The 9611-nt window shown below is 43.4% G+C and carries 7 protein-coding genes and 1 pseudogene; 3 read left to right on the top strand and 5 right to left on the bottom strand.

Going from position 1 to position 9611, the window contains the following annotated elements:
• A partial coding sequence (locus F6K57_RS31700) for a PQQ-dependent sugar dehydrogenase (RefSeq protein ID WP_293072062.1) occupies positions 1–1017 on the top strand: 1017 nt, incomplete at its 5' end.
• Here F6K57_RS31700 and F6K57_RS31695 read toward each other — a convergent pair.
• Positions 996–2130: pseudogene (locus F6K57_RS31695) on the bottom strand (IS630 family transposase). The gene F6K57_RS31700 and the pseudogene F6K57_RS31695 sit on opposite strands and share 22 nt — an antisense overlap.
• 572 nt (positions 2131–2702) lie before the next feature.
• Between F6K57_RS31695 and F6K57_RS31690 the strand changes: the two are divergent.
• Positions 2703–3467 (top strand): TIGR00297 family protein, encoded by a 765-nt coding sequence (locus F6K57_RS31690; protein ID WP_293072061.1) that lies wholly within the window; start codon positions 2703–2705, stop codon positions 3465–3467.
• Positions 3468–3659: 192 nt separating this feature from the next.
• Here F6K57_RS31690 and hetR read toward each other — a convergent pair whose 3' ends face one another.
• From hetR to F6K57_RS31675, 3 genes are all read right to left on the bottom strand, one after another.
• The gene (gene hetR, locus F6K57_RS31685) at positions 3660–4559 is read right to left on the bottom strand and encodes a heterocyst differentiation master regulator HetR (RefSeq protein ID WP_293072060.1); all 900 of its coding nucleotides are present in this window, start codon (positions 4557–4559) and stop codon (positions 3660–3662) included.
• A 294-nt stretch (positions 4560–4853) separates the two neighbouring features.
• The gene (locus F6K57_RS31680; protein WP_293018990.1) at positions 4854–5099 is read right to left on the bottom strand and encodes a hypothetical protein; all 246 of its coding nucleotides are present in this window, start codon (positions 5097–5099) and stop codon (positions 4854–4856) included.
• 575 nt (positions 5100–5674) lie between these two features.
• A complete protein-coding gene (locus F6K57_RS31675; RefSeq protein WP_293018988.1) occupies positions 5675–6538 on the bottom strand; it encodes a PhnD/SsuA/transferrin family substrate-binding protein in 864 nt (287 codons plus the stop codon).
• A 60-nt stretch (positions 6539–6598) separates the two neighbouring features.
• On the opposite strand from F6K57_RS31675, the gene F6K57_RS31670 reads away from it, so the two are divergent.
• On the top strand, positions 6599–7501 hold the full coding sequence (locus F6K57_RS31670) for a DUF3365 domain-containing protein (RefSeq protein WP_293018986.1): 903 nt from the start codon (positions 6599–6601) through the stop codon (positions 7499–7501).
• A gap of 364 nt (positions 7502–7865) precedes the next feature.
• Here the strand turns inward: F6K57_RS31670 and F6K57_RS31665 are convergent, their stop codons facing one another.
• Positions 7866–9395, bottom strand: coding sequence for a reverse transcriptase domain-containing protein (locus tag F6K57_RS31665; protein ID WP_293072059.1), 1530 nt, complete (start codon positions 9393–9395; stop codon positions 7866–7868).
• Positions 9396–9611 lie beyond the last annotated feature (216 nt).

The following is a 9611-nucleotide window of genomic DNA, read 5'->3' as shown; positions in this document are numbered from 1 at the left end:
GCACCTGCTGCACCGATTTTACAAAAGTCCTCGTCTGAGGAATCTCCCCAAATTGCTCAGGCACCTACACAAACAAATGCTTTATTGACAAAAACCCTAATCGATACCAAACCTCTGACACCCCAACGGATTCAAATTACCCTGGATGATTTACCCCAACCCTTTGCTACTACTAGCGCCTCTCGACCTCCAAATGTGGTAGCAGTACCATCCAACCCAAGCCTAAAAGTACCAGCGGGTTTCCAAGTGAACGTATTTGCTGATGGGTTAGACCGTCCCCGCTGGCTAGCACTTACTCCCACTGGGGATATCTTGGTCACAGAAACTCGGGCAAATCGTATTCGTTTATTGCGCGATCGCAATGGTGATGGAGTTGCTGATGTCAAAAAAACCTTTGCTAATGCCAGTAATGGGTTAAATATTCCCTTTGGCATGGCGTTTGCTGATCAATACTTCTTCTTGGGCAACACTAATGCTGTAATCCGGTTTCCCTACACTAAAGGTCAAGACCAACTCACTGGCAAAGGTCAAAAAATTGCTGACCTTCCTGGTGGTGGCTACAACCAGCATTGGACCCGCAATGTGGTAGTGTCTCCCAACCTAAACAAAATCTACGTCTCTATTGGTTCACGGTCTAATGTCGATAGGGAACCTTTACCCCGAGCATCGGTACAGGTGATGAACCTGGACGGGTCAAACCAACAGACCTTTGCCTATGGTTTACGTAATCCGGTCGGTCTCGACTTTCACCCAATTACTGGTGAACTTTACACTACCGTCAATGAAAGAGATCTGATCGGAGATGACCTAGTTCCTGATTACTTCACCCGCATTCGCCAAGGGGAATTCTATGGTTGGCCCTATGCCTATTTAGCCCCCCATCTCATCGATCCCCGTCAAACTCGCAATGGTCAAAGCATCAAACCTGAACTGGTTGCCCAAACCCGAACTCCCGATGTTTTATTCCAATCGCACTCAGCAGCACTAGTGGTCTGTCAATTTTGTATTTGTGGGTAAAGCCCCTTGAGACGGACGCGGGCATCTGCGGTTGTGAATTGCCAATCTACTGACTTGTGCAACCGATTGCGCTCAATGTACCAAGCCTCAGTTTCCCGTTCTAAAGTTTCACGGTCCGGAATCCGTCTATCCAAGCATTGTCGGGTCAATGCGGACAACTCATTCTCGGCAATATTGAGCCAACTGCCATGTTTAGGAGTGTGGTGAATCTCCAATTTTTCGACTAAACGACGTGCAGTAGGTGCTTCAAAGGCTGCATAGAGGGAAGCTGGTTTGTGAGTGTTTAATTGATCACATATCAAGGTGAGGGTTTCGCATTCAGGGTAATCTTGATCTAGTAAGCGTTGAATTTCCACTGCCCAATCCACTGCCGTTCTGCGCTCTCTAACTACCACCTTGCGCCAGCCTGAAAGGGGTTCTGTAAACATGAAGATGCTCGCAGTTCCATTGCGTTCGTATTCATAATCGACTGACTCTGGATGTCCCGGTTTAGCCGGCAGGGGAATGCGGGTTTCTTTGATCAGTTGGACAGGTTGTTCATCCATACAAATCATTGGACGTTTGGGGTCATAGGGTTGGTGATAAACCTCCAGCACATCTTCCATATCCGCCACAAAGAAGGCATTTTTTTGGGGTGGAATCACATATTGAAACGCGCAGATGTGGTTTTAATTGGTTTTTTTGAGCTCTTGTCGCACGGTTTCGTGGCTAATGGCTGGTACAATCTCTAGCTCCACTGCTTTGTCGGCTAGGAGTCGTAAGGTCCAACGTGCTTGTCCTGCTGGGGGTTCTCCACAACGTAGAGCGATCAGTTTGGCTTGAGCCTCTGAGTCACATACCCGTTGCCGTGATGGATTCTTCTGCTGCTTTCGTTCCACTGCCGCCTCTAAACCTTGTTCGACTAATCGTTGCCGCAGATTGGCTACCGTGTTTCGGTGACAACCAAAGGTAGTTGCCGCTTGCTCGTCTGTCCATCCTTGTCCATTGATATCAATGTGAGCGCAGAAGAAGCGCGTGTTTTATTTTGTAGGCTGCTGTCTTGCCCCTGGATACCAACTGTTGGAGTTGTTGTCTTTCTTCAAGTGTTAACCGAACAATGTAACGTTTCTCCATGGTTTCTCAGATGATGGGTAATGGCAGAGGAGGATTACTTCTTTAACATCCATTCTATTCACAAAATTAAAACTGACAGACCACTAGTATGCATAAAAACGCGCTTATTTACCACTAAATCTGATTGGGAAGTCTATTTATAAAAAATCATTCTATCAAAAACTAAAACTCTTACCCCATAAGGATTAGACTAATTATTTTTTAAAAGTTTTACATAGCAAGTTCGATAGAGCCCTTTATTTAAGGATAATCTGAGGTAATCTGGTATCCGGTTGCTTCAGTAGTGTGCTTTGTGATTGGTTTTTTGGATAATGGGGAATGGGGAATAGGCAATGAGTAGTGGGGTAATGGGTCAGAAACAATCACAATTACCAATTACCACTTACCAATTACCACTTACCACTTCTATCAATTATCATAATGATGAGGTACACATGTTTGTTTAGCACTACCTACCTAACAGCTTTATAAATTGCTAATCCCTACTCCCTAACACCCAGTATTGTACCTCACAAATTTGATAATTGATAGAGAAATTATCAATTACCAATTACCCATATAACTATTTTGCTATGCTTGATGATAGTCTTTCTTTAAATCCTTGGCTAGTTGCTGTTGGAGTAAACACAGTTTTCCTAGCCATGGTATGGATTGCTCCCAAAAAGTTACTCACCCCTGCTGGGATCGTCCACGCTTGGATATTAGGGGTACTGATTTGGGGTACTCTGAACTGGCCGGGTTACACAGTAGTCGGATTTTACTTTTTGGTAGGGTCTGGTGTCACCCGCATTGGTATGGCGCAAAAGGAAGCGGCAGGAATTGCGGAAAAGCGTTCCGGTGCTAGGGGACCAGAGAATGTTTGGGGTTCAGCACTTACTGGAGCGATTTGTGCTTTGGGTACCCTAGTGGTGGATGCTCCTTACCAGCAGTTATTGTTACTGGGCTATGTCGCTAGTTTTGCTACTAAGTTGTCCGATACCACTGCCAGTGAGGTGGGTAAGGCTTACGGCAAACGGACTTTCCTGATTACTACCTTACAGCCAGTAGCCCGGGGAACAGAAGGAGCTGTAAGTCTTGAGGGAACCCTAGCTGGAGTAATTGCATCAGCTGCGATCGCATTTGTGGGTTGGGGCGTTGGTTTGGTTAACTTGACAGGAGTATTTTTCTGTGTTATTGCTGCCTTCATCGCCACCAATCTGGAGAGTGTAATTGGTGCGACACTACAATCTAAATTAGAATGGCTGACCAATGAAGTCGTGAATATTATTAATACGATGATTGGTGCGATCGCTGTTGTGCTGTTAGCTCTAGCATGGCACTGGATCAGCCAGGTATGAAGCATGAAGCATGAAGCATGAAGTATGAAGTGTTAATTGCGAAGCATGAAGTGTTAAGTGTTCAGTCTGAAACATTAAGGATGAAAACATACAACAAGCTCAAGCAACTAATAGATTTAATAAATTGAGATAGGGTGAGACTTCCTACTTCCAAGTTTCCACTTCATAGCTTCATAATTCATACTTTATAATTTATTCAGATAGTGGTCCAAAGACCATCTGTAGAACCATTGGTTCACCACCTTCCCGGTGATACCTATCTGCCCACTGGCGGATAATTTCATCTAACTCTTCCATGGCCTGATTGATTTTCTCTGGCGGGATATCTAGTTCCTCCAACCCTCGCATGACTTGCGGCTGACGCTCTGCCCAGTTTCTCATTAACCGGAAGTATCGCGCTGTTTCGTCAATCATGGTGTAGGTGCGGGCTTTGTCATCTACTGGCGAGTAATATGCATTGGTTAGAGCGTAGTAGGGTAAGCCACCGGTGTGATCGATTCTGGTGACAGTTCCTGAATAGGTTAAGCGACGCTTGATGTGTTCAGCTAGAGCTTCACTCAATGGTAGACGTCGCTCTGGTGGTAAGTCTTCTTGAGATCTCCGGTGGAGAAATTCTATTAATTCAAAGAATTGTAAGGAATTAATGATCTGGGCATCCGGCAGGTGATCTGGCAGCTTGATCTCAAGATTGCGCTTTTCTTCCAGGTCAAGGCTGGTGCCATTGATACGAGATTGCCCTGGTTGCCAGGGATAGTGTTCCATCCAGACATAGGGAAACTGAATCAGATAGCGAGGTTCCTGAGACCCCAGCATCTTGAGCAGTTTCCCTTCTGTTAACGCTTGTCGAACTTCCTCAACAATGACCTTTACCCGCTTTGGCTCAATGTGATGCAAATGCCCAGTCATGCGGATATTGCCATCTTGCTCCAGATAGGTCATGTAAATGGCACATTTGGCAGCGGTTGCTGCTGCATCTAAAAACGCCCCATGTCGGTGTCCACTCGTCCGCAGGGCGCTGAAAGCCAGGTATAGCATGATCTGATCCATTGCACTGGGGCTTAGGGTTTTGATCAGATCGGATTGGTTGATCATCTTAGGGGCAATCACATCTACTTCCGTTGGTTATCAAGCTTATTTAGTTTCATTTTTCCACACTAGAACTAACTCACTGTCATCGAAGAAAGCGAGCTGAGGTTGCTTGGCAGAAAATTGACGAATTAAGAGGCACCCTAATCATGTCTTTTCCAATATATTATATAAAATAAGTCAACTACAAGTACACTATATTGAATTAGCACTTTCCCACTGTAGCCCGCTACTCGTACCCAACAGTGGGATTGAAATGCAGCCAGATATGCCATCAAACTGAATCCAGTCAGTTGACTCTCACACAAGAGACAGACGTCCGCTACCACGATGGGCGATCAGGGTAGTTGGAATTACTGGTGATGAGACAAATTTGTGGTTTTCTTTTCTTCCATAAGAAAAAATTTGTCCTGTTTGCTCTACTAAACTGGGACAATCATTACTATAGTTTAGTGGTGCATTTGAGCCATGGGCAATCATCGGTAAATTAACCCCAAACCAGATGGTTAAAACAGTAATTAAAGCAATAGGAGTGTAAATTCGCATAACCGATATCCGTATCAATGTTCCTCTAATTACTGATACATCTTGCTCGGTAATGGTTCAGGAAAAAATATAAACTATAAGCGAACTTTAAAAAAAGACCGATATTTTAAATTTCTAGTTAAATTATTTATTTAAAAAAAATATAGTTGAATAAATTATGTCAAGCTAGCGAATCTAAGGCGGGGGCGCGGGTATTGTGGGGCGGGGGCGCGGGTATTGTGGGAATTATGGAGATTTTATGAGAATTTTTGCCTAATTGCATGCATTGAGATGCACCCAATGTAATCCTTATCATATAAAGATTATTCTAATCTTAATAAGTTATTTATTTCCCGCCATGAATCTTATTGAGCGAATTCTGATGGCAATTACCTTTACTAAAAATAAAGATAGGTAATCCTGCTGATTATATTAAATAACTGCAAACTTGCTAAGTAGGCAAAGGCGATTACCTAGCCACTATTCACATTGCCAACCGCTTATGTAGCAATCCTAAATTATTTGTTAAAAATCCCCAATGGTAATATAATCGATTCTCTTCCGCTACTGCCGGTTTATCCCCTTGTTTGGAAGTTTTACAACTCAAATGGAAGGCTGTATAAAGGGAATGGTTTTTCTTGAATCCGTTCGGCAATCGGTCTAACCTTCTGAACCACCTCAATTAAGTAATCATAATCAGGTGCTTTAGCATTGGGGATGTATCCTGCTGATGCTGCCATGCTGCTGGAGGCAGATTCTAGTGCCTTGTGGATCTCCTGTTGTAGATTTCTCTCGACTGTTGGTCCGATCAGGATAGAACCGCTGGGAATTTTATGAGAATCTATATATAAAATCCGGAACCTGGTTTGACTATAGTCTAGGCGGTAGCGTTCCAACTCTTCTAAAGACAACGCTCCAGCGACTACCTCCTCAGAGGCAATCCACTCTAAGACTTGTTTTGGTGTGGGGGCAAAACGCACTTCCGCTAGGGTCAGACCGTAGAGATTGTAGATTGGCAGATAATATCCTGTGGCAGAACCGGGTTGACCTAAAGCAATGACTTTGCCCGCTAGTTCAGTCAAGTGTTGGATCGGGCTTTCGAGTTCTACTACGATGACTGAGCGCGACTTTTTGACTCCTTGGAGAGGTAGCACTGGTATGTACTGTGCCTCAGCAATGGCGATGGCTGCTAAACCAGGAGGAGCAAACACGATAGACAACTTGCTCTGCTTAATCAAAGTTAGTGCTCTGCGCTCGTTGTACATCGGTTCTAATTCTATAATCATCTTAAGTCGAGCACCAAGATATTCGATTAGCTTTGAGTATCGCTCTATGAAGCGATAGCTTTCCCCGTAACTTACGATCCCAATACTTAATTTCCCTAGCCTAGGGGTATCCGGTGAGTTACAAGCTGTAAAAATCAATATAAGATTCAACAAGAATAGACGGCGGTAAAACATAATTAATTACCTTAAGAACTAAAACAGCTGTGGCACTAATGATACTATGGGAGATGGCTAATGTTAAAAAAACTTAATTTAGGAATCAAGGTAAACTTACTATTGCTATCGATTTTTATAGGACTTGTACTGACTGGTGGGTTGGTTTTGTCTCAACTTTTAGAAGGCTATGCCGAAAAACTCGTAACTGACCAAGCCCTAATTCTGATCGAAACCATGGGTTCGGTGCGGGAGTATACCAATAATCAAGTGAATCCAGAATTAGCTGATCGATTAGAAAATGAAGACAGATTTTTACCCCAAACAGTACCTGCTTATTCAGCTCGTGAAGTTTTTGAAAATTTACGTAAACGTGAGCAATATCGTGATTTTTTCTATAAAGAAGCGACCCTTAATCCAACTAACCTCAGAGATAAAGCTGATAGTTTCGAGACTGAAATCGTGGAGAGTTTTCGACAGCAGCCATATCTAACAGAAAAAACCGGTTTTCGCTCTCTTCCTAGTGGAAAAATTTTTTATGTTGCCCGTCCTCTCGCCGTTTCTGAAAAAAGCTGTTTACGATGCCACAGTACTCCTGAAGCCGCCCCTGCTAGCCAAATTGCTACCTACGGTGATCAGCATGGTTTTGGTTGGAAGCTCGATGAAATTGTTGGGGCAAAAATTGTATCAGTGCCAGGGTTTAAAATCTTTAATTCTGCTAAGCAGTTACAGGTATTGGTGATTGGGATTATTACTGGTTTTTTCCTGGTAGCCATCTTGCTGATTAATCGTTTCCTCAAGGTATCGGTGACCAAACCTCTTAAGCAGATGGCTCAATTAGCTAAGGAAGTGAGTACTGGCAATATGGCTGGAGAATTTGACCATGATTCAGATGATGAAATTGGTATACTCGCCAAATCTCTGAATCGGATGAAAGTTAGTTTAGAAATGGCGATGAATATGCTGAATTCAGAAACTAATTAGTAATCCCAAATTACTAAATGCTTGCTAAGCTGATGGCTGAATGATTACTAAGTATTACTTATATAGCACTACCCATTGAGATTAGGACATTGTCTTGATGCAATAGCGAGTGGTTTGAATTTACCGTAAGATAGGGTCGCCTTATTAAAAAATATTTAACCCTTTTCTGCATAACCTGCTAACTATAAAGGCTCCACTATCTAAGGTTTTGTCTCCGGGGAAACCCCCAAGACCGCGCTGCATCGCTCCTAAACTCCGAAACGTGAGTCTAGCTGACTTCTGACTTCGGTAGAGTCGATGCCTGGTATTACCCAGGGCACCTCTCCTTCAAATCTGGGCGTGCGACTTTCACCGCACCCAGCTCCTAGATATCCTGACCTTTCGGTCTGCTTCCGTGGATTAGTTGATGGCAGCTGTGATGAACTGCTAGCAAATTCTTTGGTTTCCAGTTATCGTGGTTTCCATCAATATGATGTAAGTGTACGACTTCTTGCCCTAGGAATTTGTGTCCACATTGTCCACAGGAATGGTTTTGCTTAGTTAAGGCTTTGGAGGTAGCATTATCATAGAGCTTGCTATTGCGTTTGCTCCAGTAGACTAGGTCACCATCGTAGGGTGACTTAGTCCCTTTAACATTGACATGTTTGTTCTGTGAATAAGGTACCGCCGGAAATGCTTTGTTCACTAACCTTACGGCTTCGTGTTTGTCGATTTTCTTTTCCTTTATGAATTTACGGCGTGCTGATTCATTTGCAAACCATAAACTATTTCGAGAGCCGTCCATCTTGCAATACCGGTGGTAATTTCTCCAACCCCGAACAATGGGGGCTAGTTTTCTTGCCTTAACTAAAGCACCATAATTCGAGTTGCTGACCACGGCTTTGATTTTATTTCGGGTTGTTTTATAGTTTTCCTCTGAGGGGAAACTTCTGAACTTTCCGTTTTTCTGGACTCGAAAATTCCAGCCCAGGAAGTCAAATCCGTCTGTCGTTTTAGTTAGCTTAGTCTTTCGAGCGCTGATTTCCATTCCACGTTCAGCGAGGAAGCTTTTGATTTTATCTAGAATTTCCTCTGCATTGTCTTCTGGCTTGAGAATTATTATCATGTCATCCGCGTAACGGATGCTATTGTGTATATCTTCTATTCCATTAAGTGCGATATTGGCAAGTAATGGGCTGACGACACCTCCTTGTGGGGTTCCTTGCTCAGGGAATTCAGGATTGACTCCTGCTTTTAGGCATTTGAAAATCCCGTATTTTAAACCTGATGGTGCAATTATCCCGTCCATGATGGATTTATGGGAAATGCGGTCAAAACATTTCTTAATATCTAGCTCAATTATTCTTTTGTTGATGCCGTTTTTATTTGAGCATAAATTATGGAATATCAGCTTCTGAGCGTCGTGAGCACTTCTTCCGGTTCTGAACCCGTAACTTCGGGCGTGGAACGTGGCTTCATGTGCTGGTTCTAACGCAAATTTGGCTAGACATTGCCATGCTCTATCGGCAATTGTAGGGACTTTGAGAGTTCGAGTTTTACCATTTTTCTTGGGTATTGGGATTTCCCTAAGTCGATTATGCTTCCAGGTAAAAGCATAATCGTTCAGTTCCTCAAGAAGCTCGAATCTTTTTCGGTAGGACAGGGATGCCTTTCCATCAACACCGGCTGTCCTTTTACCTTTATTGAGCTGTGTCACTTGACGGATGGCCAAAAGTTGGGCTGAACGGGATTTTAGAATCAGTTTTTGTAATGACCGAGCTTTGTTGAGGTCACCATCTTGAACTGCTTTAAACACTCGTCTCTGTAGGCGGAATAAATTTTGCCGGAGTTTTTTCCAGTTTTGTTCTTTCCAGAGTTCACTATGTTTTACCATGTGTCTAACTATGCTCTTCATTGATTTGTGTTTTTCTGGATACCCGTGACCAGTTTCCATTAAACTAAGCCAGGGAGTCACCTCACAGCTGACTCGTCTCCAGAACCGGACGTGAAGTCGGGTAAGGTTTGTAGATTACTCTACTCCCCTCCCCTAAGAACCGGACTTGACAGTTACCCATCATCCGGCTCAAGCCTTACTTCAAGCCTTCTGCTTGGTTTTCTTTTTGCCATGAAG

This window comes from Moorena sp. SIO4A5 (assembly GCF_010672005.1).
Lineage (GTDB): Bacteria > Cyanobacteriota > Cyanobacteriia > Cyanobacteriales > Coleofasciculaceae > Moorena.
Note: the sequence above shows the minus strand (reverse complement) of the source record. Positions and strands in the feature narration are given on the sequence as shown.

Bases quoted from the DNA above. Each gene is read 5' to 3' on its own strand.
- F6K57_RS31665 (WP_293072059.1), bottom strand. From the start codon at position 9,395: ATGAAGAGCATAGTTAGACACATGGTAAAACATAGTGAACTCTGGAAA.
- F6K57_RS31675 (WP_293018988.1), bottom strand. From the start codon at position 6,538: ATGTTTTACCGCCGTCTATTCTTGTTGAATCTTATATTGATTTTTACA.
- hetR (WP_293072060.1), bottom strand. From the start codon at position 4,559: ATGATCAACCAATCCGATCTGATCAAAACCCTAAGCCCCAGTGCAATG.
- F6K57_RS31670 (WP_293018986.1), top strand. From the start codon at position 6,599: ATGTTAAAAAAACTTAATTTAGGAATCAAGGTAAACTTACTATTGCTA.
- F6K57_RS31690 (WP_293072061.1), top strand. From the start codon at position 2,703: ATGCTTGATGATAGTCTTTCTTTAAATCCTTGGCTAGTTGCTGTTGGA.
- F6K57_RS31680 (WP_293018990.1), bottom strand. From the start codon at position 5,099: ATGCGAATTTACACTCCTATTGCTTTAATTACTGTTTTAACCATCTGG.